The organism is Streptomyces spiramyceticus (assembly GCF_028807635.1).
In the GTDB taxonomy this organism is placed as follows: Bacteria; Actinomycetota; Actinomycetes; order Streptomycetales; family Streptomycetaceae; genus Streptomyces; species Streptomyces spiramyceticus.
The window spans coordinates 1,816,912-1,839,392 of the sequence record NZ_JARBAX010000002.1 but is presented as its reverse complement, the minus strand read 5'-3'; the positions used below and the strand labels follow the sequence as shown (position 1 = coordinate 1,839,392).

At 68.3% G+C, this 22,481-nt stretch carries 21 protein-coding genes and 4 pseudogenes; 8 read left to right on the top strand and 17 right to left on the bottom strand.

Annotated features, from left to right (window positions below):
• Window positions 1-140: 140 nt before the first annotated feature.
• The 4 genes from PXH83_RS31980 to PXH83_RS32715 form a co-directional block, all read right to left on the bottom strand.
• Window positions 141-1,025, bottom strand: a complete 885-nt coding sequence (locus tag PXH83_RS31980; protein WP_274565062.1) for an IS5 family transposase — start codon at window positions 1,023-1,025, stop codon at window positions 141-143.
• Window positions 1,026-1,461: 436 nt separating this feature from the next.
• Window positions 1,462-2,163 carry a restriction endonuclease gene (locus PXH83_RS31970; protein ID WP_274565061.1) on the bottom strand — a complete coding sequence of 234 codons (702 nt, stop codon included), beginning with the start codon at window positions 2,161-2,163 and terminating at the stop codon, window positions 1,462-1,464.
• Window positions 2,160-2,510, bottom strand: a complete 351-nt coding sequence (locus PXH83_RS31965; protein ID WP_274565060.1) for a hypothetical protein — start codon at window positions 2,508-2,510, stop codon at window positions 2,160-2,162. Before PXH83_RS31965 ends, PXH83_RS31970 begins: the two co-directional genes overlap by 4 nt.
• 395 nt (window positions 2,511-2,905) lie before the next feature.
• Complete coding sequence (locus PXH83_RS32715; RefSeq protein WP_420803293.1) at window positions 2,906-3,205, bottom strand: hypothetical protein; 300 nt, start codon at window positions 3,203-3,205, stop codon at window positions 2,906-2,908.
• 72 nt (window positions 3,206-3,277) lie between these two features.
• Between PXH83_RS32715 and PXH83_RS31960 the strand changes: the two are divergent.
• A pseudogene (locus PXH83_RS31960) lies at window positions 3,278-3,481 on the top strand (4-hydroxy-2-oxovalerate aldolase); the annotation flags it as partial.
• A gap of 67 nt (window positions 3,482-3,548) precedes the next feature.
• On the opposite strand, the gene PXH83_RS31955 reads toward PXH83_RS31960, so the two are convergent.
• Window positions 3,549-4,307: an NUDIX hydrolase gene (locus PXH83_RS31955; RefSeq protein WP_274565059.1), complete on the bottom strand. Its 759-nt coding sequence runs from the start codon at window positions 4,305-4,307 to the stop codon at window positions 3,549-3,551.
• 89 nt (window positions 4,308-4,396) lie between these two features.
• Window positions 4,397-5,506, bottom strand: a pseudogene (locus tag PXH83_RS31950) (IS630 family transposase); the annotation flags it as partial.
• A gap of 69 nt (window positions 5,507-5,575) precedes the next feature.
• Here PXH83_RS31950 and PXH83_RS31945 point away from each other — a divergent pair.
• The 3 genes from PXH83_RS31945 (at window position 5,576) to PXH83_RS31935 (ending at window position 8,482) form a co-directional block, all read left to right on the top strand.
• Window positions 5,576-6,124, top strand: coding sequence for a dihydrofolate reductase family protein (locus PXH83_RS31945; RefSeq protein WP_274565058.1), 549 nt, complete (start codon window positions 5,576-5,578; stop codon window positions 6,122-6,124).
• A 408-nt stretch (window positions 6,125-6,532) separates the two neighbouring features.
• The gene (locus tag PXH83_RS31940; RefSeq protein ID WP_274565057.1) at window positions 6,533-7,402 is read left to right on the top strand and encodes an IS5 family transposase; all 870 of its coding nucleotides are present in this window, start codon (window positions 6,533-6,535) and stop codon (window positions 7,400-7,402) included.
• 240 nt (window positions 7,403-7,642) lie between these two features.
• Window positions 7,643-8,482: an IS5 family transposase gene (locus tag PXH83_RS31935; RefSeq protein WP_274564759.1), complete on the top strand. Its 840-nt coding sequence runs from the start codon at window positions 7,643-7,645 to the stop codon at window positions 8,480-8,482.
• 239 nt (window positions 8,483-8,721) lie between these two features.
• Here PXH83_RS31935 and PXH83_RS31930 read toward each other — a convergent pair whose 3' ends face one another.
• The 4 genes from PXH83_RS31930 to PXH83_RS31915 form a co-directional block, all read right to left on the bottom strand.
• A complete protein-coding gene (locus tag PXH83_RS31930; RefSeq protein WP_274565056.1) occupies window positions 8,722-9,147 on the bottom strand; it encodes a hypothetical protein in 426 nt (141 codons plus the stop codon).
• Between the two features lie 19 nt (window positions 9,148-9,166).
• A complete protein-coding gene (locus PXH83_RS31925; RefSeq protein ID WP_274565230.1) occupies window positions 9,167-9,379 on the bottom strand; it encodes an FG-GAP repeat protein in 213 nt (70 codons plus the stop codon).
• Window positions 9,380-9,541: 162 nt separating this feature from the next.
• Window positions 9,542-9,952 (bottom strand): hypothetical protein, encoded by a 411-nt coding sequence (locus PXH83_RS31920; RefSeq protein WP_274565054.1) that lies wholly within the window; start codon window positions 9,950-9,952, stop codon window positions 9,542-9,544.
• A gap of 291 nt (window positions 9,953-10,243) precedes the next feature.
• A complete protein-coding gene (locus tag PXH83_RS31915) occupies window positions 10,244-10,513 on the bottom strand; it encodes a hypothetical protein (protein ID WP_274565052.1) in 270 nt (89 codons plus the stop codon).
• Window positions 10,514-10,736: 223 nt separating this feature from the next.
• Between PXH83_RS31915 and PXH83_RS31910 the strand changes: the two genes are divergently transcribed.
• The gene (locus PXH83_RS31910; RefSeq protein WP_274559851.1) at window positions 10,737-12,428 is read left to right on the top strand and encodes an IS1182 family transposase; all 1,692 of its coding nucleotides are present in this window, start codon (window positions 10,737-10,739) and stop codon (window positions 12,426-12,428) included.
• Window positions 12,429-12,611: 183 nt separating this feature from the next.
• Here PXH83_RS31910 and PXH83_RS31905 read toward each other — a convergent pair whose 3' ends face one another.
• From PXH83_RS31905 to PXH83_RS31885, 5 genes are all read right to left on the bottom strand, one after another.
• A complete protein-coding gene (locus PXH83_RS31905) occupies window positions 12,612-13,268 on the bottom strand; it encodes a DUF7691 family protein (RefSeq protein ID WP_274565051.1) in 657 nt (218 codons plus the stop codon).
• 178 nt (window positions 13,269-13,446) lie between these two features.
• On the bottom strand, window positions 13,447-14,001 hold the full coding sequence (gene tpg / locus PXH83_RS31900) for a telomere-protecting terminal protein Tpg (protein ID WP_274565050.1): 555 nt from the start codon (window positions 13,999-14,001) through the stop codon (window positions 13,447-13,449).
• Window positions 14,002-14,005: 4 nt separating this feature from the next.
• A complete protein-coding gene (gene tap / locus PXH83_RS31895) occupies window positions 14,006-16,144 on the bottom strand; it encodes a telomere-associated protein Tap (RefSeq protein WP_274565049.1) in 2,139 nt (712 codons plus the stop codon).
• A gap of 607 nt (window positions 16,145-16,751) precedes the next feature.
• A complete protein-coding gene (locus tag PXH83_RS31890) occupies window positions 16,752-18,020 on the bottom strand; it encodes an MFS transporter (RefSeq protein ID WP_274565047.1) in 1,269 nt (422 codons plus the stop codon).
• The gene (locus PXH83_RS31885; protein WP_274565046.1) at window positions 18,017-19,390 is read right to left on the bottom strand and encodes an MBL fold metallo-hydrolase; all 1,374 of its coding nucleotides are present in this window, start codon (window positions 19,388-19,390) and stop codon (window positions 18,017-18,019) included. The genes PXH83_RS31890 and PXH83_RS31885 overlap by 4 nt, the downstream gene beginning before the upstream one ends.
• Before the next feature lie 89 nt (window positions 19,391-19,479).
• Here PXH83_RS31885 and PXH83_RS31880 point away from each other — a divergent pair, with 89 nt between their 5' ends.
• From PXH83_RS31880 to PXH83_RS31870, 3 genes and pseudogenes are all read left to right on the top strand, one after another.
• Complete coding sequence (locus PXH83_RS31880) at window positions 19,480-20,148, top strand: ArsR/SmtB family transcription factor (protein ID WP_274565044.1); 669 nt, start codon at window positions 19,480-19,482, stop codon at window positions 20,146-20,148.
• Window positions 20,145-20,372: pseudogene (locus tag PXH83_RS32405) on the top strand (aminotransferase class V-fold PLP-dependent enzyme); the annotation flags it as partial. The gene PXH83_RS31880 and the pseudogene PXH83_RS32405, both read left to right, overlap by 4 nt.
• A gap of 92 nt (window positions 20,373-20,464) precedes the next feature.
• A complete protein-coding gene (locus PXH83_RS31870) occupies window positions 20,465-20,800 on the top strand; it encodes an aminotransferase class V-fold PLP-dependent enzyme (RefSeq protein ID WP_274565042.1) in 336 nt (111 codons plus the stop codon).
• Between the two features lie 121 nt (window positions 20,801-20,921).
• Here PXH83_RS31870 and PXH83_RS32710 read toward each other — a convergent pair.
• Together PXH83_RS32710 and PXH83_RS31860 are read right to left on the bottom strand one after the other, a co-directional pair.
• A pseudogene (locus PXH83_RS32710) lies at window positions 20,922-21,318 on the bottom strand (IS701 family transposase); the annotation flags it as partial.
• A 198-nt stretch (window positions 21,319-21,516) separates the two neighbouring features.
• Window positions 21,517-22,029, bottom strand: a complete 513-nt coding sequence (locus PXH83_RS31860; protein WP_338054931.1) for a ParB/RepB/Spo0J family partition protein — start codon at window positions 22,027-22,029, stop codon at window positions 21,517-21,519.
• Window positions 22,030-22,481 lie beyond the last annotated feature (452 nt).

Below are 22,481 nucleotides of genomic sequence, written 5' to 3'. Positions count from 1 at the left end.
CGGGAACACCGGTGGCCGACGCCGGGCCAGGTGAGGCGGTCAGGACTGTGACGGTGCCTGTCGCGAAGGCCCCTATCGGGACACGCCCACCGGTCCGGCGGCAGCACGCACCGCCCCGAACGGCGGTCGGCAGATCAAACTCAGGGCACCAGGGCCAGTCGTACCTCGGGCCAGACCACCGCCCGAGGCGGCACCCGAACATCCTCACAGTCGTACCGGGTCGCCACGGCCCGGAAGCCCTTGAGTGCGTTGATGGTCCGCTCGACTTCGTTCCTGCGGGTATACCGTGCCCTGTCGAAGCCAGCGGGGCGACCGCCTCGGCGGCCGCGCCGCTGGCGGTTGGCCCGTTGGTCCCGGCGCTCGGGAATCGTGTGCCGGATCTGCCGTCGCCGTAGGTAGAAGCGGTTTCGACGGGAGCTGTATGCCTTATCGCCGCAGAGGTGGTCAGGGCGGGTCCGCGGGTGCCCGCCCGCCGGGCGTGAGACACGGACGCGGTCCAGGACCGGGATCAATTGCGGCGCGTCACCCCACTGTCCGGGCGTGATCAGGATGGACAGTGGGCGGCAACCGCCGTCACTCGCCAGGTGGATCTTGGTGGTAAGCCCGCCGGGTGAGCGGCCCACCGCCTCGTCAGGCCGGTGTTGGACTGGCCGCCTGTCCCGTCCCGGTATCTGTGCCGGTCGGTGACGGGCCCCGGCGGCGTGCTGGTGGGCACGGCACACAGTGGAATCCACGCTCACGACGCTCCAGTCGATTCTCCCCTCCGCGTCGGCGTCGGCTTGGACAGCCCGAAGGATCCGGTCCCATGTGCCGTCCGCCGACCAACGCCGGTGGCGGTCATGCACCGTCTTCCATTTGCCGAACCGCTTGGGCAGATCTCGCCAAGGGATGCCAGTCCGCTGGCGGAAGAGAATGCCGTTGATGACTGCGCGGTGATTCCGCCACCGCCCGCCCCGTCCTGAGTTCTTCGGAAGGTGCGGCTCCAGCCGCGCCCACTCCACGTCCGTAAGATCACCCCGCCCCACACGGGACGGAACGATCCACCGCCAGGCGCGTCACCCGACCCGTCGGGCAGGCCCTTGGCGTCGGCTGGGCGGCGCGGCTCGCGCCACGTGGCCCACAACACCGGCCCGTCCCCCGGCAGACCGACAGGATTCGAACCTGCGCACACGGCTCCGGAGGCCTCGTGTGTCCCAAGCGTTTCAGCAGGTCAGGGACCTAGCCGTAGTCTGCGAAGCTTCGCCCGTCCACGAATTGGCCGCGTCCACTCATGGGCGCGGCCGCTCCACGCCACTCCACCCATCGCGGCACTCCGGCCGCCGCCAGGAACTCCACCAAGTCATGATCGGAGTGCGCGAGGCCAAGGATCTCGTCGCGGCCGTTCCGGCTCACGGTCACTTGTAGGCCGCCGTTGGCGAGGACCGTTGGACCACATCGGTGTGCTCCTCCGTCCTGGGGAATCTACGACAGCGTTGTAGGTCGCCGTGGTGGTGGCACCGCCCGGAGAAGATCCCACAGTGGCCGTCCGCTGGCGGCCCATTCTCCGAGCAGGTTGCGGTCGACCAGGTGGAGCTTCTGCGACTTGGCCAGCGGGGGACAGCCCGAGGTGAAGCGACCGTTCGTCACGAGGACCACGACATCTGCCCCGTGGAGCTGGCGGGCGGTACCGTTGAGGACATGCAGGTCCGGGGTTCCCACCGGTGACCCAGCCAAGCCGTTGCGACGGTGCTTGCACTGGATCACCCAACGACGCCCGAATGGGTCGGTGGCCTTCACATCCGCTCCATTGTCGCCTGCACCGCCGACCTGTACCGCATCAGCGCAGCCGTCCCGCTTCATCAGGTCCCGTATCGCGTGCTCGAACCCCCGATGATGCAGCGCGTCCAACTGACTCATCGCATACCGCAGGCCGCGAGCCCGGACCTGCTCCCACTGCGCCCGCTGCTGGCGCTGGTACAGCCAGCCGCCCACCACGGCTGCGCCGGCGACGAGGGCCACCAGGAGCACCCAGGGATGGTCGCCGATCCAGTTGACCACTGCGACGAACAGCGCGATGGCCGCGACAGTAACCAGGCCGTAGGCGATGACCCGTGCCTCTACCTGCTGCTGCCTCCTGCTCCTACGGGACGTGCGCCGCCGCGCTGGCGTTCGGTGGCGGGTCACTGCCCGCTCCCGCTGGTTTCGAACCGGATCGGGTACGACACGGATCGCCGCGGCACGGGCTTCCGCTCTAGCTTGGGGAAGCGGATCGGGTATGTCACCGACTTCTGCGGACGAGGCTTCACCGTCCGACCGTTGTCCGCGAACGTGATCGGGTACGTAGCTGTCTTCTGCGGCCTGGGTGCCTGGCCGTTCCCCGTACCGGTGCTGATGTTGCCGTTCCCTATGCCGACGATCGCGACCACGGTCACGGCTAATATCGCCATCTCGTGGCGCGCTCCTGCTGCCCATCGATAGTGCCCACGGACATAGGTTCCGTCCGCCTTCGTGTAGGGCTGGATGTACGGCACCGCTGCCTCCTCCTCATGGTCTGGTCACCGAACTGCCCATGAAAGCACGAGGTACTGACACTTCGTCAGAGTGTGATCACCCCAGGTGATGCGGGTGGTGCGTATGCGGTAGGAGGCTGACTGCGCCAGGGCAGTGGGGCGGCGAGCGCATCCCGGCGCCGTTACCACACAGCGAGTTACCCTCTCGTGAGGCTCGCTTTGCTCTCAAGAGTTGTGGAGTTGAGCTCGGCCGATCCGGCGGTGATCCGGAGCATGTAGCGGTCCCCAGGCGCCGCCGTTCTCGCTCTCGATTCCGATCGGCACGGTGGCGTCGAGGTCGGCGGGCCATCCGCGAAGCCGTACCGCCTCCGGGATATCGAGGATGCGCAGCATCCACGGATGCCACGCCTCTGCATCTACGCGATACCGATGCAGGTTGTGCAGCAGCGTGGGGTACGGCGGTAGTGCGCCGCGCCGGAACTCGATGGTTTCGGCGCGGTGTAGTGGCGGCCGAGGAAGGCAAGCATTGCCGCGGCCGCACTCGCGTCTGACGCCCAGAAGTCGTGGACCACGAGGTTCATGCCATGTCGCTCGCGCCGTTTCATGGCGAGGGACAGTAGCCCTGCTGTGGGTTGCCCCGGCCTGTTTAAGCGATAGGTCGTCAGGGCGCTCTTCTTCTCCTTCCAGGACGACCACCAGCCGTCGGAGGACTGCAGCGCTTCGGCGGCGGCTTCCGCCGCCAGGTCCTCGGTGGAGACTCCCGCGCTGGCGATGCGGCGATGGGTGGTGCCGGCTTCGGTGCCGGAGCCGGGAATACCCAGCTGGAAGTCCTCGTGGCCGTGCTGGAGCGCATGGGGTACTCCACCGGTATCGACCTCCGTAAGCTCCTGAAGGCGGCCGACACCGCCCAGGAGCGGCTGATGCCGGCCCCGCCGACGATCGACTCCGTCAGCCTCGTCAGCGGTCTGGCCGGCGTCTTCTCCGGTTTCAAGTCCGCTGGAGGAGGCGCACCCGCCTGTAACCGCTTCTCACGTGCTCACCGAGTCCCGAAGCGAGCAATCAGGAATCAACCCGGAGCGCTGCCCCCACGTAACGGCGGACGACCGGCTCCAGGTAGTCCGCGTGCGGGCCATCAAGTTCGGCAAGATCGTCCGGGGAGCGCACCAGAGCGATCTGGTCCAGCTCGGGTTCACGCCCAAGAGCCTGCTCGGCGGCCACCAGAGCCGCGAACCGCTCACGCAGCACCGATGTCGGCTGAGGCGGGGCGAGGAAGACGAGACCGATGCTCCCATGTTCGCCGCGCGTGACGGCCAACCGGTTCAGGTGCTCGGGCGCTGTGTCGATACCGGTCTCCTCGGCCAGCTCGCGCGCGGCATGGCGACTCAACGCAGCCTCATCGAGCACCTCGTGGTCCTCGGGCGGCTCAACCGATCCGCCCGGCAACTGCCACCGGCCGGGAGCAGCCGTTGACGACGACATCCGCGCCGCCAGCAGACAGCCGTCGTCCGTCGGCTGCACGACGTTCACGAACAGCGACGGTAGCCAGGAGGTCGCGCCCGGGACCCGGCGCAGGGCGTAGTGGCGGTAAGTCACCCGCGTCCAGGAGAGGACGAGACTGTGCGGGCCGTCCCACTCCAGCCCAGCGCACGCGACGACCGGTCCGTCGAAGAGGTTCGGGTTGGCCTGAACCGCCTTGTCCCACACGAGGTCCCTGGCCAGCTGGTCTTCGGGTGATACCCGTGGCGCGTCAACCTCCGTCAGGCGGAGCTGGTGAACATCGAAGAGGTCAACACCCGAAGGGTGCAGTGTCTCGGTCACCGGCTCATTCTAGGGCGGCACGACACCGGCGTGCCGCCATGCTTGCTCAGTTGCGCGCCGCGCCGGGGCGACACGCAGCTAGTGTCCTGCGCCGAGATTCGTCGGCAGAAACGGGCGAGCGAGGCGAGGATCTCCTCGGCTGTCTTGGTCCAGATGAACGGCTTGGGGTCTTCGTTCCAGTTCTTGACCCACTTGCGGATGTCGGCTTCGAGGGCTTGGACGTTCTTGTGTGCGCCGCGACGGATCATCTGGTCGGCCAGGAAGCCGAACCACCGCTCGACCTGGTTGATCCACGAGGAGCCGGTCGGGGTGAAATGCAGCTGGAAACGGGGGTGTTTGGCCAGCCACGTTCTGATCGCCGGGGTCTTGTGGGTGCCGTAGTTGTCACAGATCAGGTGGACCTGGAGATGTGCGGGGACCTCCTTGTCGATCCTGACCAGGAACTTCTTGAACTCGGCCGCCCGGTGCCGGCGGTGCAGGGCGCTGATGACCTCACCGGTGGCGACATCGAAAGCGGCGAACAAGGTGGTCAGGCCGTTGCGGACGTAGTCGTGGGTGCGCCGTTCGGGCATCCCGGGCATTATCGGCAGGACCGGCTGGGACCGGTCCAGCGCCTGAATTTGGGACTTCTCGTCCACCGAGAGCACCACCGCGCCCTCGGGCGGGTTGAAGTACAGGCCGACGACGTCGTAGACCTTCTCCACGAACAACGGGTCCGTCGACAGCTTGAACGTGTCCGCCAGGTGCGGCTTGAGCTGGAACTTCCGCCAGATCCGGCCGACGGTGGACTTCGACAGACCGCTGCGGTCCGCCATCGACTTACGCGACCAGTGGGTGGCGTTCTTCGGGAGGTCCTCCAGCGTCGTGACCACGACCGACTCCACCTGGTCGATGCTGATGCTGGGCGGCCGGCCGGGGCGGGGCTCGTCCACCAGCCCGTCCAGCCGCTCGGCGAGGAACCGCCGCCGCCACTTGCGGACCGTGTCCGCGGTCACCCGCAGATCCCGGGCGACCGCCACGATCGGCGGCACCTCCGGCCCCGCGCACGCCAGCACAATCCGTGCGCGCAGGGCCAGCGCCTGGGCCGACGTCGCCCGACGCGTCCACCGCTCCAACACCGCCCGCTCCTCATCACAGAGCAGCAGCGGTTCCAGCTTCGGGCCCCGACGAGGAACTGACGCACCAGCAGCAGAAGTCACACAACAACTAACGATCAACTATTGGCGCAGGACACTAGGCGGCCCTATGCCTATAGGTACTCTCGCGTAATGCGACCCCTTCGGTATTCCATCAACGTCACATTGGACGGGTGCTGCGATCATCGTGTAATGGTCGCGGACGAAGACTTGCATCGTCACGCGGTCGAGAACCTCGCCCAGGCCGATGCCCTCCTCTTTGGCCGGGTGACTTACGAAATGATGGAGGCAGCATGGCGGCCGCCGGCGCGGACGGGAGCGAGGCCTGACTGGATGGAACCCTTCGCCCGGACGATCGACGCGGCAAAGAAATACGTCGTGTCGAGCACCTTGGACCGGGTCGATTGGAACGCGGAGCTCGTGCGAGGGGATCTGGGGAAGGCCGTTCAGCAGCTCAAGCGGAAGTCCGGCAAGGGACTGTTCGTGGCAGGCGTGAAGCTCCCGCTGGCGTTGGCGGAGCTGGGATTGATCGATGAGTACGAGTTCGTGGTGCAGCCCCGGCTAGCGGGCCATGGGCCGACGTTGTTCGCGGGGCTATCGAAGCCTATCGACTTGAAGCTCGTGAGCCGGCTGGAGTTCGGCTCGGGAGCGGTGGCGATGCGGTATGAGCCGAGGAGGTAGCAGAAAGCCCTCGTGGCACAGCAATAGCCCGGACTACCTGCCTTGAACACGTTGACAGGTTCCGAAGCGGCCTTCCGCCAGACCGTACGACAACTGGCGGGCCACAGCGCGCTGAGCCCGACTGCACGGGGCCGCAGCGCCCACCCCCGCGCGTCTCTGGGCCGAAACGCCGATTCAGAGGTCGTTTTCATCTTTAGTGCGGTGCTTTCTCCTGCTTTCTGCACTGCGATGGTGTGGTGCTGGCGGGACGGTCGGTTGGGTTAGGGACTCAAGGGCTGGATGGGGTGACAGCTGAGGTGGGAGACGGCTTACGCCTGTCTCATTCCAAGACGCCCGTACCGGTTACGTGCTTCGACGAGGCAGAACGCGCGCCTGGGCGCACTCGCCTGCGGGCGGTACGTCCAGGTCATGGAGGAACGTCGTGCGTATCCGAGTGATCTGTCCGATGCCCGCTGGGAGCTGGTCGAGCCGGTCCTGACGGCCTGGCGGGCCGAGCGACGCCGGCATGCCCTAGACATCGGACGCCCACCCGGGCATGACCTGCGCGAGATTCTCAACGCGATCTTGTACGTGGACCGCACCGGGGTTCAGTGGCGCTACCTGCCGCACGACTTCCCGCCCTGGGAAACTGTCTACGGTTACCTCGCCAAGTGGCAGAAGGATGGCGTGTTCGCCCAGCTCAACGGTCTGCTCAGGGAGTTGGTGCGGCAGCAGGAAGGCCGACGGGCCGACCCGTCGGCCTGTGTGATCGACGCCCAGAGCGTGAAGACCTCCACGAACGTTCCCGCTGTGAGTCAGGGCATTGACGCGGGCAAGAGGATCGTGGGCAGAAAGCGCAGCATCGTCACCGACACACTCGGTCTGCTGTTGGCAGTGCTGGTCACCGCGGCCAGCGTCCAGGACTCTGTGGCCGGCACCCACCTCCTCGGCCAGGTCGCCGCCGACCACCCCACCGTCCGCAAGGTGTGGGTTGACGGGGGCTACCGCCAGCACTTCGTCGAACACGCAGCAACGCTGGGCATCGACCTGGAAATCGTCCAACGCGCGCCCGGGACCAGGGGCTTCAGCCCCATACCGAAGCGGTGGGCGGTGGAGCGGACCTACGGCTGGCTCATGCTCCACCGACGTCTCGCCCGCGACTACGAGACCGTCCCCGCCCGCTCCGAAGCCATGATCCAGCTCGCCATGACCGATCTGATGGCCCGCCGCCTCACCGGCGAGGCCACCATCTCCTGGCGCGACCCCACAAAGCCGCATCAATCGCGGATTCCGGGATGAAACACCGGGAGAAAACGACCTCTCAAAGAGCGTTTTGTCCCGGCGAGGTTGTTTGGTGAGGCTTCAAAGGGCGAGTCGATGAGGGCTGATGGGGCAGAGGTGCTCCATGTGACGGATGGGACAGGTGCTTTCCTTCGGTAGCCCGTTTCCTTCGGTTCGCTCCTGTCTGATCCCAAGGCGCCCCCGCTTGGCGCCATTTGCGCCCTGGAGAGACGGACTGCCCGACGGTACTACCGAAACATGACGCGACAACGCCCGTATCCCAGTGACCTCTCGGATGCACGCTGGGAACTGATCGGGCCCACATTCACCACCTGGCGGGCCGAGCGCAGAGGCAAGGGCCTGGACATCGGCCGGCCGCCCGAGCACGACCTGCGTCGGATCATGGACGCGATCCTCTACGTCGACCGGACCGGGATCCCCTGGCGCTACCTGCCCCACGACTTCGCGCCGTGGGAAACGGTCTACGGCTACTTCGCCGCCTGGCAGAAAGAAGGCGTCTTCGACCGGCTCAACGGTCTCCTTCGTCGTCTGGTGCGAGAGACCGAAGGCCGCGACAGCGAGCCAACCGCCTGCGTACTGGACGCGCAGAGTGTGAAGACCTCCGCGAACGTACCCGCGGTGGGCCAGGGCATCGACGCCGGCAAGAAAATCGCAGGCCGCAAGCGCCACATCGGGGTCGACACCCTCGGCCTGCTCCTAGCCGTCTGGGTCACCGCGGCGAGCGTTTCCGACAACGTCGGCGGCATGCACCTGATGTCACACATCGCCGCCACCCACCCCCGCGTGACCAAAGCATGGGCCGACACCGGCTACCGCACCAAAGCCATCGACCACGGCGCACGTCTGGGCATCGACGTCGAGGTCGTACAACGCGACCCAGGCGTCAAAGGATTCAAAGTCATCCCCCGACGCTGGGTTGTCGAGCGGACCTTCGGCTGGCTAATGCACCACCGCCGACTCGCCCGCGACTACGAAACCCACCCCCACCGCTCCGAAGCCATAATCCACGTCGCGATGATCGACCTCATAAGCCGCAGACTCACCCGCGAATCCACCCCCAACTGGCGCGACACCTGAACCTCGAACCAAACAACCTCGCCGGGACAAAACGCTCTTTCAGAGGCGACAGGGCGGGGAGTCAGGGACTGAAGTCTTCAGTCCCTGACCGCGAGCGCCGCCGGGAGCAGCAGCACAGAGCCAGGACGCTCGTCAGAACAGGGGCCGAAAGGGACTGAAGCTCGCAACAGCGAGTCGGCGTACTGCGTGCACCTGCAGATGCCCTGGTTCGTCCTGCCTACGTGGAAGATGGCGGTGCGTCAGCGTGCGGCGTCCGGTAGGACCATGCCGAACCACTCCTGGGACGCGCCGGACAGCCCGGCCGCTGTGCCGGTGATCGATACCACCCCGCTGGTGGAAAGCCCGGAGGCGGCGCCGCGCAGCACGGTCACCATGCCGTAGCTGTTCTCCTCCGGTGCCCCGACGACCAAGTCGGATCGGCCGTCGCCGGTCAGGTCGCTGAGGGTGACCGCGTGACCGAAGTAGTCGTAGCGCTCCGGGGCCCCGGGCACGCCCGCGGTGTCCTGCGTGATCATGCGGGCCCGTGTGGTGGTCAGGCCGGCCTTCGAGCCGTACAAGACGGTGACCGCCCCCGCGTCGGCGCTGCCGGCCAGGTCTTCGTAGGGGGCTCCCACGGCGACGTCCGCGTATCCGTCCTTGTCGATGTCACCGACGGCCACGCTCACGCCGAAGCCGTCAGCGCTCTCACCATCGCCGGGGACACCGGTGGTGTCCTGGTGGACGACGGTGGGCCGCTGCGCCGGCGCGGGGCCGGTGGGGCCGCCGCACCAGACGGTGAGCTGGCCGCCCTTGTGCCCGCCGGTCCTGTCGCTGCCCGGATCCTGGGGGGGCGCCCACGACGAGGTCGCCGTACCCGTCGCCGTTGATGTCGCCGACGGCGGCTGTGTCCCCGTCCACGCCGGTCAGCTCCGTGGTCACGTACGTGCTGCCGCCGGTCCACCTGATGTAGGAGATCACGCCGGCGGGGTCGTCGGTGGTCCCTCGCGGGTACAGGCGCTCGGCCGCGCCGTCGCCACTGAGGTCGCCCGCGACCGCGCCGGTGGTGCTGCCCAGCAGGGCCTAAGCGGCGACTGTCGGGGGGCCTTGGTCTCGTTTCACAAAGGCGATCACGGCGGAAACGGCGGCGGTCACGACGAGGCTCCCCACCATGACCATCCCCACGCCGACCATAAAGAGGCCGCTGGAGTCGTCCGACCAGTCGTAATAGGCGGCACCGGTCAGGCCGACCGTGATGCCGAGCACAGCGCCTGCGATGTAGCGCCGGGACGCCGCCCAGTACACCAGTGCCAGCAGAGACAGCACCAGCCCGATCACCTGCCACGTCTCGTACGGGCCGGTCGTCGAACCATCAGGCTGCACATCACGATGCTGGTCCCAGCCCAGCCAGGCAGCCCACACCGCCACCGTCACCACAGCCAGCACGAGGATCGCCAACAGCTGGGGAACAAGCTTCATCAGTCGTTGTCGCATGGCCCAAGCGTCCCGGCTCACCCCAGAACCGACCAGAGCGCAAGTACTCAACTCTCCCCGGGTACTTCAGCCACGATTCTGATCTACTCATGCCTGCCTCATCGCCTGCAGCCCGCGCCCGATGCGTGCCCGATGGGGCAGGGAACCCCGGGAGAATGGCAGGACGATCACGCCGGGCGGCAAGATCTGATCGGTATCGTCGCATGTGAAAGCCCTAATTACCTTTGATCGCCCGGCAATTCCCAAGCTCAGACCCGAGTTCGATTCTCGTCCCCGGCTTGTGGGGGGGGATCATGGAGTATCGCCCGCCCAGTCGTATCGTTGCGGGTCTGTGTTCCTCGGCCCGTACAAGGCCCGCCCGCCGGGCCCGTAGCGGCCAATCTCGGTGACCAGGGCAGCGCCCTCGTGCAACTGCTCCTCGGTCCAGCCGGTGACGTCCAGGAGCAGGCCGTCGAGCGGCCCGCCGACCAGTTCGACATAGGCGTGCCCGAGTTTGGGGCCGGGGTCGGGATCGTCGTGGTCCGCTCCGTAGACACGCCCCCGCATGATCTGCTCGTCCATACCCGAAAGCATCGCACCCACCACTGACAGCGCAGCGGGGGCGTGACTGATCGACGGGCGCAACGTTGTGCCGGTCGACGCGTGCACGTTCCCCCCCACGGACGCACGCTGGGGCCCTGACCCGCCCGGATGCTGTTGGTTTATTCGGGGCCTCGCGTGACGTCGGCCTTCAAGACCTGGTTGTGGTCTTGAAGGCCGACGTTGTCGTTTGGGGTGGGTGCGGATGTCGATGCAGCCGAAGGGGTCTGGGGAGATCCCGGCGGAGACGGTGCGGGTGGCTCGGGCCGCGTTTCCGAAGGGGAGCCTGGCGATCCGGCTGCGGGATGAGCTGGGGCCGCTGTTCACGGACGAGGAGTTCGCTGATCTCTTCCCTGCCCGGGGACGTCCTGCCTGGTCACCGGCCGGGCTGGCGCTGGTGTCGGTGTTGCAGTTCGTGGAGGGGCTGACCGACCGGCAGGCCGCGGAGGCGGTGCGGGCGCGGATCGACGTCAAGTACGCACTCGGCCTGGAACTGGACGATACGGGCTTCGACTTCTCGGTGCTGTCGGAGTTCCGGGACCGGCTGGCCGGGGCGGACGGCGGGCGCCGAGTGCTGGACGGTGTCCTCGCGGCGGCCCGGGAGAAGGGACTGCTCAAGCGTGCGGGCCGGGCCCGCACGGATTCCACGCATGTGCTGTCCTCGGCGCGTGCGCTGTGCTGGCTGGAGATGGTGGCGGAGACTCTGCGGGCGGCGTTGAACGCGCTGGCGCAGGCGGCCCCGGACTGGCTGGCAGGTGTCGCCGAGCCGGACTGGTTCCGGCACTACGCGACCAGGGCGGAGGACAGCCGGTTTCCCGCCGGCCGTGTGAAACGGGACGAGGTGGGGACGCGGATCGGCCGGGACGGGACACGCCTGCTGGCGGCCGTCTTCGCGCCCGGCACCCCCGCCGGGCTGCGCGGGCTCGCCGAGGTGGAAACGCTTCGGCAGGTGTGGGTCCAGAGCTTCCATCACGTGGACGGCGAGGTGAGGCGGCGGGGCCCAAAAGACCGGCCGCCGGGCGCGTTACGCCTGGTCACCCCCTATGACACCGACGCCCGCGGCAGCGTCAAACGCGACACGATGTGGGACGGCTACAAGGTCCACCTCACCGAGACCTGCGAGCCGGACACCCCGAACCTGATCACGAACGTCGCCACGACGACGGCCACCGTCTCCGACCGGACGATGGCCGAGACGATCCACACCCAGCTCGCCGCACGTGACTGCGCCCCGGGCGAGCACTGGGTCGATGCCGGCTATCCCACCGGTGCCGCCCTGGTCAGCGCCCGACGCGAGCACGGCATCGCTCTGCACGGCCCCTTCCAGACCGACAACAGCGCCCAGGCCACCGCGAACAGCGGCTTCGGCCAGGACGCGTTCACCATCGACTGGAACATCAAGCAGGCCGTCTGCCCCGGCGGCAAGACCAGCATCACCTGGAGTGAACGGCTCTCCCAGAAGGGACAGTCCGTGCTGCGGGTGCGGTTCTCCATGCGCGACTGCAGGCCCTGCCCGGTGCGACAGGAGTGCATCAACTCGCCCACCGCGGAACGCCGCGAGCTGCGACTGCGCCATCACGACGAACACCACGCACTCCAGACGGCACGGGCCGAGCAGAAGACCGACGCGTGGAAGGAACGCTACAAGGTCCGGGCGGGGGTCGAGGGCACCATCTCCCAGGGTGTCCAGCGCTGCGACCTGCGCAGATCCCGCTACCGCGGCCTCTCGAAGAGCAGCCTCCAGCACCAGCTCACCGGCGCCGCGATCAACCTCGCCCGCATCGACGCCCACCTCACCGGCCAACCACGAGCCCGCACCCGCACCAGCCACTTCACACGACTTCGCCCCGCCGATCAGACGATCGACGGGGCGAGGAAGCAGCAGAGCCCCGAATAAACCAACAGCATCCCGCCCGGCCAGGGCCCCTCATGTCGATGAAGTCAGGCCGCGGTCCACTGGTGAGCCCGCCCGTCGCGCCACTCATCAAGGTACTGGCGAGCAGAAGAGCCCGTCCGGCCTGCAGACGAGAAGCGGTCCGCCGGGCTGGCCCGGCGGACCTCGTGCGTCCCCACTGATCAGTCAGGTGAGCTTGAAGAAGAGCGTGTCCTGGGTGTGCTTGTCCTTCCAGTAGTCCCCCTGACGGCTGGCCCACTCGTCGTGCTCGAAGTCGAGCTTGTCGATGAGTTTTTGGACTTCGTACCGGAAGTCCGGGTCCATCCGGTTCAGGACGGCGCGGTAGGCGTCGGCGGCGGCCTTGGTCTTGGCCAGCGGCAGGTGGCCGATGGCTGGGTAGCCGTCTATCGAGTGCGGGATGTGAGGGAAGTCGTCGGGCAGCCCGCCGTATAGGTAGTCGTGAGCTAGTTGGTCGGCGGGCACGCCGAGGCGGCGCATCTCATCGTCCACCAGGCCGAAGAACGTCGAGGGCTTGGAGTAGGTGCCCAGGTCGTAGGGGTCGGAAGCGTTGCGGTCGATGATGTGCTGCACAGCGGAGTTGTAGGCATTGCCCGCACACTCTGCGTCCGAGTCGGTGCGCCCGGCGAGGAGGTGATCGAGAGCGTCAGGGATGGACAGGCCCCAGTCGACGCCCTGGTGGTCGAGGGAGTCCTGATGGGCCTGGGCGTACTCGCGGATGTCGTCGAGAGTGCGTCGCTGGTCCGACGTGAGGTTGCCGTTGCTGCCCAGGAAGGCCAAGACGTCGGCCTTGTCGGCGGTGGAGTAGGCGATGTTGTGACTCATGATCGCCATGGTGCCAAGAGGCACTGACATCCAGTGTCGGTGGGCTGTAGCAGAGCGCCGAGGGCTACCCTGCGCGCCAATCGAAGCGCTCACGCTACCAACTCCAGCGCTAACTGGCCAAGTAGCGCGCTAAGTCACATCGCTTAATCCTCCGGGCATAGAAGGTTTCTCTCCGCTATTAGAAGGAGACGTCGAAATAGTCGACGTCGGTGAATGCGACTTCGAGGTTGTCGGCGCGGCGTCCACCGTCTTTGAAATAGATCTCTTGAAGTCCCTCAGCGACGATTTCGCGCAACTGCTGGTCGCTGGCCCCCTGCTGCTGGGCCTCGAAGAGACGGTTCGCGTACGCCGGGGGCAGGTGCACGGTGAGGCGGCGCATCCGGCCGTCGTCGGTCGTGCCGACCGGCGCGGTGTAGCCGAAGCGGGCGCGGGTCTCGACGGTGATCCCGGTGCTGGTGGCGGCCTGCTTGCGGCGGCGCTTGCGCACCTGGGGCTGCCAGCGGGCGCGGACAGCGGTGTCGATCCGGTCCGCGATGTCCTTCGGCGGCTTCTTCCGCTCGCCCCTGAGGTAGCGCTCCACTGAGCGCTGGGTGACCCCGAGCTCCTGGGCCACGGCCTTGGTCGTCTTGAGTTTGCCCAGCAGGAAGTTCACGCGGGCCTGGAGGCTCTTGGGCGGCTCACGGGTGAAGACCTCGCGCTCTGCGCGATCCAGGGCCTCGTGGATGTCGCTCACTCAGTCACTCCCCTTCGTCCAGGACGGCGTCGCCGCCCTTGATGTGGCGGGCGGGGTTCATGTCCTTCTCCATCAGGTCCACAGCCCACGCCATCTCCTGCACGCCTTCGACCTTGGCCAGACCGGGCGTGGGGCCGAGGCGGAAGCTGCCGGGCAGCGGCTTGCCGTCCTCGGTGCGGGGCAGGAAGTCGAGGGGGCTGGGGCCGGCCGAGGCGTAGACGACGCAGTCGGAGAGCACCGCGAGCGGGTACTGGCCGGTCGCCTTGGCGACGTTGGCCATCTTGCGGTGCATGTTGACGCGGGCCTTGGAGATGACGGCTGCTCGGATGTCGGGCCGCCAGGTCGGGCGCTCCAGTGCAGACCAGCGCTCGCCGTCGGTGTAGTGACGGCCCTGTGGGCGCTCGCGCAGCTTGCCGACGCCGCCCTTGACCGTGGACTTGATCGCTGCCAGCACGGCGGCCATGCCGGGGTCGATGTTTTTGTGCTGCTCCATCGCGGCGAGAAACTCGGTCTCGGTCAGGTCCTTGGTAACACCGAGGTCGGACATGGTCTCGACGTAGGCGTCCTTGAGGCGATCGTGCCATGGATCCAGAAACGCGCCGCTCTCGCGCCGCAGGTACGCCTCGATCGGCTGCACCTCGGCTCCGAGTTCCACCGCGTAGGCGACGGTGTGGGTCTGGTACCAGGCCGGACCCTCGGGGCGCTGCCCCGACGGCGTGAACGGGGACGGCAGCCTGGCGTCCAGCTCGATGTGCGAGAGGTCCACCAGCCAACTGCCGGGGATCTTCTTGTCGAAAACCGGGTGCTGGACGTACTCGGGCCCTCTCAGGCCGACGACCAGGCGGGCCGCGGCCGCGAGGAACGCGGTGTTGATGTCGAGGCCGACTGCATATGGCAGCAGGCACTCCTCATCGGAGAGCAACTCCACGTCGCGGACCCACTGGTACGCCTCTTCGTCGAGGAAGCCGCCCTTCCAGCCCTGCGCGACGGGGTGCTCAGCCGGGGCCTCCGGCGGCGCCGGGTCGACCGGATGCGTGCCGAGGGAGCCGGGGTTGTGGCCCTGGACCCACGCGCCGGTCGCCTCGTCCTTCACGGCGCGGGTCGGCGGGCGCAGGGCGGTCATCAGCTCCAGGCCATTGACAGCGGTGGAGCCGCGCGGCGTGATGACGCGGGTCGCGTACACGCCCAGGACGCGGGCGAGTTCGGCCGACGGAAGCTGGTCGGCGCCGGGCCAGGCCCGCTCGTCCAGGGCGTCCCAGGGCAGGATCGCCAGCTGCACGCACTGCCGTTGACCGGCCTTCGCCGGGCGGTAGATGCGCGCCCACGGGCCAAACCCCCGCTGGGTCAGCTTCCACTTCGCCTTGGTGATCTGCTTGACGACCGGGTGGTCCTCGGGCAGGCGCAGTGAGCGGCGGGCCTCGAAGCCCTCCAGGCGCTCCGGCAGGCCGAGTCGTACGGCGGCTGAGGCGGTAAGCACGATCAGCGGGTCGCTGTCTTTGCCGTTGCGGTGCAGACGGGACGCGCCGATCCCCGACTCGCGCAGCGTCCAGTCGACCAGCTGCGGAATCGTGGTCGCCGGGCACTCCAGCACGATCCCGCCCACGCCATACGCGGATCCGTCACCGTCCAGCACCGCCAAGGGCCCGTGCGGGAACCGCGGATCGAGAGCCGGCTTGGCAGCTGCCTTGTGCGCTGGGTGACGCGACGACGACTGCCTGGTTACGGGCTCCGGCTGTGGAGCGGCAACCGGAACGGACGCGGGCGCAGCGGCGGGAATGGAGGCAACTGTGGCCTCGGTCGCGGCGGCGGGTCGGGCGAGGGGCTGCGGTACCGGTGAGGGCGTGGCCAGCTCGGGGGGCGTGACCGGGGCAGGCGTGGGGTCGTTGGCGGGGAAGCGGTCAGCGAGTCCTTCCAGGAGCCGGGCATACGCGGCGCGCTTCGGGGGCCGGGGCTCGCTGCGGCCGGACTCCCAGTTGCCGACCGACTCTCGCCGGGTCTGCAGCGCCTTCGCGATCTGGTCCTGACTCAGCCCGGCCGCCTCCCGCAGTCGCTTGCGTTCCGCGGGCGGCGGCAGGGGGTCCTGCGCGACCTGTTCGAGCAGTGCATCGACCGCAGTGAACAGCGCGTCTTCGTCGTTGGGCACAAGGGTCACCTCCGGACGCCCACACTACCTGAATCGCACATGGATTTCACTCAAATTCAGCATGGATTGCGCGTCGATGGTGTCCTGGAGCTGCCGCGACTGGACTGCACAGAGCCTGGACGAGTTCGCTGGCGGCTTCCAGGTATGGCTCGTCCAGCGTCGGCGAACCGGTCCCCCAGGCGAGCGAACACGGTCACTGACGCCCACCTTCATCAAGAGATCAAGAGGCCCAGGCGTTGAGGCGCACCGTCCCATCCCTGGCCAGGCTTGCCCAGATCCCCCTTCGGCCTGCCCAGCCAGTGACCGGGCACGAGTTGCGCGGACCAGTGGCACGGCCGGTGACCGATGACGGATCGACCAAAGCCCAGCTCACAGCAGTGCCAACAGGCTTGCCCGGTCATGACGCACTCCGCTCCCCCACCCCGGCGCCTTCCGGACTCACCGCCGCCCCGGTGTCTGGTGTCCTGGACATCACCGCCGCAGAGGAGCCGCCCGAGCGGTGATGGCTGGCTGACTCCTCCCACTCGTAAACGAGGGGGCTTCTCACTCGGCTCTAAAGAGCCTCATGACGGCCAAGCCTTGGGTCTGCTGCTGGGCCTTGGGGTGATCAGTTGCGGGGGTGGGTTTCGTACATGCGTACCGCGACCAGCAGGCCGGAGGCGGCGGTGAGGGCGGCGATGGTCCAGATGGCGGTGGTGAGGCTGTAGGCGTCGGCGAGGGCTCCGGCGAGGAGGGCGCCGATGGCGAAGCCGCCGTCGCGCCACAGGCGGTAGACGCCGACGGCGCGGGCGCGCCAGGCGGGGTGGGCGACGTCGCCGATGACGGCGAGCAGGGTGGGGTAGACGAGGGCGGTGCCGATGCCGAGGAGGACTTGGGCGGTCGCCCAGACGGCGAAGGTGGTGGAGGCGGCGACGAGGGCGATGGCGGCGGCCTGGAGGAGCATCCCTGTGGTGATGAGGTGTTTGCGGCCGATGTGGTCGGACCACCAGCCTGTGAGCATCTGGCCCGCGCCCCAGACGGCCGGGTAGAGGGCGGCGAGGATGCCGATCTGGGCGATGGACAGTCCGTGGGCGGCGAAGAGCAGGGGGAAGATGCCCCAGGCGAGTGCGTCGTTGAGGTTGTTGACCATGCCTGCCTGGCTGGCGGCTGACAGGGCCTTGTCGCTGAGGCTGGTGAGGCGCGCGATCTGGCCGGTGGTCAGTTCTGCGTTGTGCTTGTTGCCTGCGGGGATGCGGTGACGGGTGGCTTCGAAGCGGGCGTGGTCGCGGGTCTCGCGTACGGCGAATGTGGTCAGGCCCAGGGCCAGTACGACGTAGGCGGCGCCGAGCAGGAAGGGCTCGGGGCGGAGTCCTGCGTGTTCGGCGATGGCTCCGGTGGCCATGGCGGTGGCGGCGACGGCGACGTATCCGGCGGCTTCGTTGAAGCCCATGGCCAGGCCGCGGCGTTCGGGGCCGGCGAGGTCGATCTTCATGATGACGGTGGTGGACCAGGTCAGGCCCTGGTTCAGGCCGAGCAGGATGTTCGCGGCGATGATCCACCCCCAGGACGGGCCCCAGGCGAGCATGGCGGGCACGGGCAGGGCGATCAGCCAGCCGGCGATCAGGACCGGTTTGCGGCCGTAGCGGTCGGACCAGGTGCCGGCGAAGAAGTTGGTGACGGCCTTGGTGGCGCCGAACGCCAGGATGTACGTCAGTCCGAGCGTGGCGGTGGACAGGTGGAAGACGTCGTCTGCCAGCAGCGGCAGTACGGTCCGCTCCTGGCCGAGCATGCCGCCGACCAGGGCGTTGATCAGGACGAGCAGGCTGAACTGGGCGAGGTTGGCCCGCAGTCCGAGGCGTAGGCCAGGGCTTGTCCCGTCGGTGGCGTGGTGGGTCACGCGGTTTCCTCCAGGGGGCGGCCGGTGGCCTTGGACCAGTCGCCGGGTCCGCCGTCGAGGACGGCGAGGTTCTTGTGGCCGGTGCGCTGGAGGAGGCTGGCTGCGGTCATGGCGCGTTCTCCGTGGCCGCAGGCGACGACGGCATGCTCGGGTGCCTGGTCGGCCCGGTCGGCTTGGTTGGCGAGGTTGCCGAGTTCGAGGTGGATCGCCCCGGGGATGTGTCCGGCGATGTGCTCGGCGCGCTGGCGGATGTCGAGGACGGGGCGCTCGGCGATCCGGTCGGCGGTGAGCAGTTCGATGCGTTCCTGTGCTCCGTCGCCTGCGGTCCAGGCGGCCATGCCGCCGTCGAGGTGCCCGGCCAGTCGCTCGTATCCGATCTTCAGCGCCTGCCAGGTGAGTTCGGCGAGGTCCTGGCCAGGGTTGGTGACGAAGACGAGTGGGATGTCGTCGGGCAGCAGCCAGCCCAGCCAGGTGGCGAACTGATCGCGCAGCGGGATGGAGACGGCGCCGGGGATGTGACCGATGGCGAAGTCGGCGATGGGGCGTACGTCGATGATCTGGGCGCCCTGGCTGAGCAGGTTGCGCACGTGGTCCGGGGAGAGCGCGGGGAGAGACGGGGCTGAGCGCACAACGGCGGGCCCGCGCCGGTTCGCCTCGCCCAGGCGGTCGAAGTAGGTGGGGTATGAGCCGAGGCCGGCGAGCAACTGGCGTACGAAAGCATCCTCGTCCGGTGCGGCGAGCAGCGGGTTGGTCTGCTTCTGCGCGGCGATGGTGGTGATGCGCTCGGCGCCGGGCGGGGCGGAGCAGAAGGACCCGGCTCCGTGGGTCGGCCAGACGGCGGTTGTCTCCTGCAGTTCGGCCAGGCGCCTGAGTGAGCGGTACTGGGCGCGGGCCAGCTCCTTTGTGCGGTCGGCGCCGAGCAGGTCGGTGCGGGCGGCCGAGCCGACGATCAGGGATCCGCCGGTGAACACGCCGAGTTCGCGGGTGCCGTCCAGGAGGAGGAAGGACAGGTGTTCGTCGGTGTGGCCGGGGGTGGACAGTGCGCGCAGGGTCAGTCCGCCGAGGTCCCTTTCGTCGCCGTCGGCGAGCGCGGTGTGGGGGAAGGCCCGGTGTCCGGTGGCGGAGGCGAGCACCGTGGCACCGTCGTCGTGTGCGAGCTGCAGGGCGCCGGAGAGGAAGTCGGCGTGCAGGTGGGTGTCGGCGGCGTACGCGATGGTCAGGCCGCGTCGGCCGGCAGCCGTCCGCAGGGCGCGCAGATCGCGGCTCGCGTCCACGGCCAGGGCGCGTCCGTCGCCGAGGTCGAGGAGGTAGGCGCTGTTGCCCAGACCCTCGTCGACCAGCGGTATCAAGTGATCGTCGGCGAAGCCCATCAGGTCCTCCAGATGTGTCGCGGTGGATGCCGGGTCGCTTCAGCACCCCACCCTTAGCTACAATAGTCCATGGAATGATGGAGGATGCCATGGGAGACCCCGCGCGCAAAGCCGCGCTGTACGACGCCTTCGCACGCACCGGCAAAGCACTGAGCAGCGGAAAACGCCTTGAGCTCCTTGACCTGCTGGCGCAGGGCGAGCGCACCGTCGACGCGCTCGCCAAGACAGCGGGGCTGAACCTGACCACCGCCTCGGCGCATCTGCAGACCCTCAAGCAATCCGGACTCGTGGCCACCCGCCGCGAGGGCGTACGCATCCACTACCGGCTGGCCGGCGACGACGTCGCCGCCCTGTACGCCCTGCTGCGCCAGGTCGCCCAGAGTCATCAGGCCGGCGTCGAACCCGCCCGCACCGCCTACCTCGGCACCGATGAAGCCGAGGAGGTCGACCGTCAGGAGCTACTGGCGCGCGCCCAGGCGGGCAGGGTCGTTGTCCTCGATGTCCGCCCGGCCGAGGAATACGCCGCCGGACACATCCCCGGCGCGATCTCCATCCCCATCGGGGAACTCGCCGACCGGCTCGCCGAGTTGCCGGACGACGCCGAGGTGGTCGCGTACTGCCGTGGCGCCTACTGCGTCCTTGCCCACGATGCCGTACGCCTGTTGAACGCCCGCGGCCGCAGAGCGGTCCGGCTGAGCGACGGGATGCTGGAGTGGCGGCTGGCCGACCTGCCCGTGGACGGCGGGGCCGCCGCATGATCCCCCGCACCCCCGGCTGCGGGGGCAAACCCGTGTACCTGGACCACAACGCCACCACCCCCGTGGAACCACGGACCGCCGAGGCGATGCGCCCATACCCGGCCGACTGGTTCGCCAACCCCTCCAGCGGCCACGCCTGCGCCACCGAGCCCAGGACGGCCCTGGCCCGTGCCCGTGCTCGTGCCCGTGCACAGGTGGCCGCGCTGATCGGCGCGGACACCGGGGAGATCGTATTCACCGGCTCCGGACCCGAGGCGGACAACCTCGCCCTGCGCGGCGTGGTCCTGGCCGCCAAGACCCCGTCCTCGTCTCGGTCATGGCCGCCAACAACGAGAGCGGCGCCCTCCAGCCCATCACCGAACTGGCCCGCAACAGCCGCGCCCACGGCGCCCTCTGCCACTGCGACGCCGCCCAGGCCGCCGGGAGGATCCCCTTGGACGTACGGGACCTGGGCGTCGACCTGATGACGATCGTCGGCCACAAGATGTACGCGCCGAAGGGCATCGCCGCCCTGTACGTGCGCGACGGAACCGCCCTCGAACCCCTCGTCCACGGCGGCGGGCAGGAGGACGGGCTACGACCGGCACCGAGAACGCCGCCCTCGCCGTCGCGCTCGGCAAGGCCGCACAATCGGTCAGATTTCGTGTCCTGAGCTGGTTCTTCTTCGGTAGTGGCAGCGGCGGGCTGTGGCTTGGTGGCGTCTGCGCCAGTGGGACCAGTTCAGGGCATGGATGCGTCTGTCCTGGTGGGCTTGGGGCGGGGAAGGAGAGCGTTCAGCACGCGCCGGATCTCTGCCACGGTGAGCGGGGCAAGGGCTGATCCGTTTCTGCTGCCCCCTTTGTGGTGTCTTCCGCCTGGGCTGCGAGGCCGGTGAGAAAGACGTGGGCGAGCATGGCCAAGGTGATGTGCCGATACCAGCCTGGATAGCGGCGGACCTCGTACTCATCCAGGCCGCACTCGTTCTTCGCGGCTTGGTCGGGTAGGACCGCCACATTGCTGCGGCGGTCCCCCCTCAGAACCGTGCGGGCCCGTTGTCCGAGCACACGGCTCAAGCAAACCCGGTTGGCCTTTGTCTCCCGGCCCAGCCGACAGACGCTGCCATGCCTCCGGCGGGGCCTGGGCGATGAGATGGTCGATGCGCAGGCCGTTCACCTGCTGCGACTTGGTGACGTCATGCCAGGGCATCCGGATAACCGGCTTCTGCGGTAGGGCGGTCTGCGCGGCTGTCGGCTGGGCGTCTCGAGGGCCGGGCAGGTCGTCTGCCCCCAGCGGCTGGACTTCCGTCGAGGGATTATCACGGCGTGATAGCTCGTCGACTGGAGCGCAGGGCCGTCAGGCCGTGGTTGCTCGACACCGGGTGCCGGGTTATCACGCCGTGATCGGTCGCTGGCGCTGGCGCGCTTCCGTTCGCTCGCGGCTGCGCGGGCGTCTGCTTGCTGGATCTGCTCTGCTGCGGTCAGTTTCGACAGGTTGCGTACGTGCTCGATCTTGCGGCGGCCTTCGAGGAGGTCGGCCTGCAGTTGCGGGTCGAGGTCGAGTACAGACAGTTTCGACGAGATGGTGGACTGGGCGCCATGCCGAGCCTCTTGGCTGCCTTGTTCTGCGAGCCGTAGAAGTCCACCAGCGTGCGCATGCTTGCGCTTGCTCGAGTGGACTCATGTCGTCGCGGTGCACGTTGGCGACGAACGCGTCTTCCAGCAGGGATTCGTCCGTGGAGACGCGTGCGTTGTCGACGCTGACTCGTATAGTCGTGGCGCCTGCGAGGCGGGCGGCCTCGAGTCGGCGGTGTCCGTCGACGACGATGTAGCATGCGCCGGCTTCAATGTCGGCGGCGCGGTCCGGCCGCTCCTGGAGGTACGCGTCGACAGAGGCGACGGTGATCGCGTTGGCGAGTCCGATCTCGCGGATGCTGTCAGCCAGGCCCTCGAGGTTGTACGCCGGCTGACTCTATGCGGGCGCAGCTCCACCCGCTTTGGGCGATGCTTCGCAGAGACCTCGACGGACGTGACCATGCCGCCCATCATGACCCAGCGGCGGCAGGCCACGTTGACCGCACGAGAGAGGCAACGACGAAGAGACTGAAATTGCGGGTCGTCCGGCCCCGCAGCGCGGGGCTGGCGTCAGAGCTCTCCTTACAGGGCACGGCCCTCCCCCACCGTCCGCGCCATGGACTTACGCCCGTTCGGCTGCCGATGAACTTCTCGCGTCACCTCCTCGACCTCGTCTTCCCCGTAGGGGTTGTACGCACTCCGGAGGGCGTCATGGCCGGAAGGGGGCCTGCCAACGCCCTTTGCTGTGACGGCCGTTGTGCCGGTTCCAGGAGGAGAGAGCAG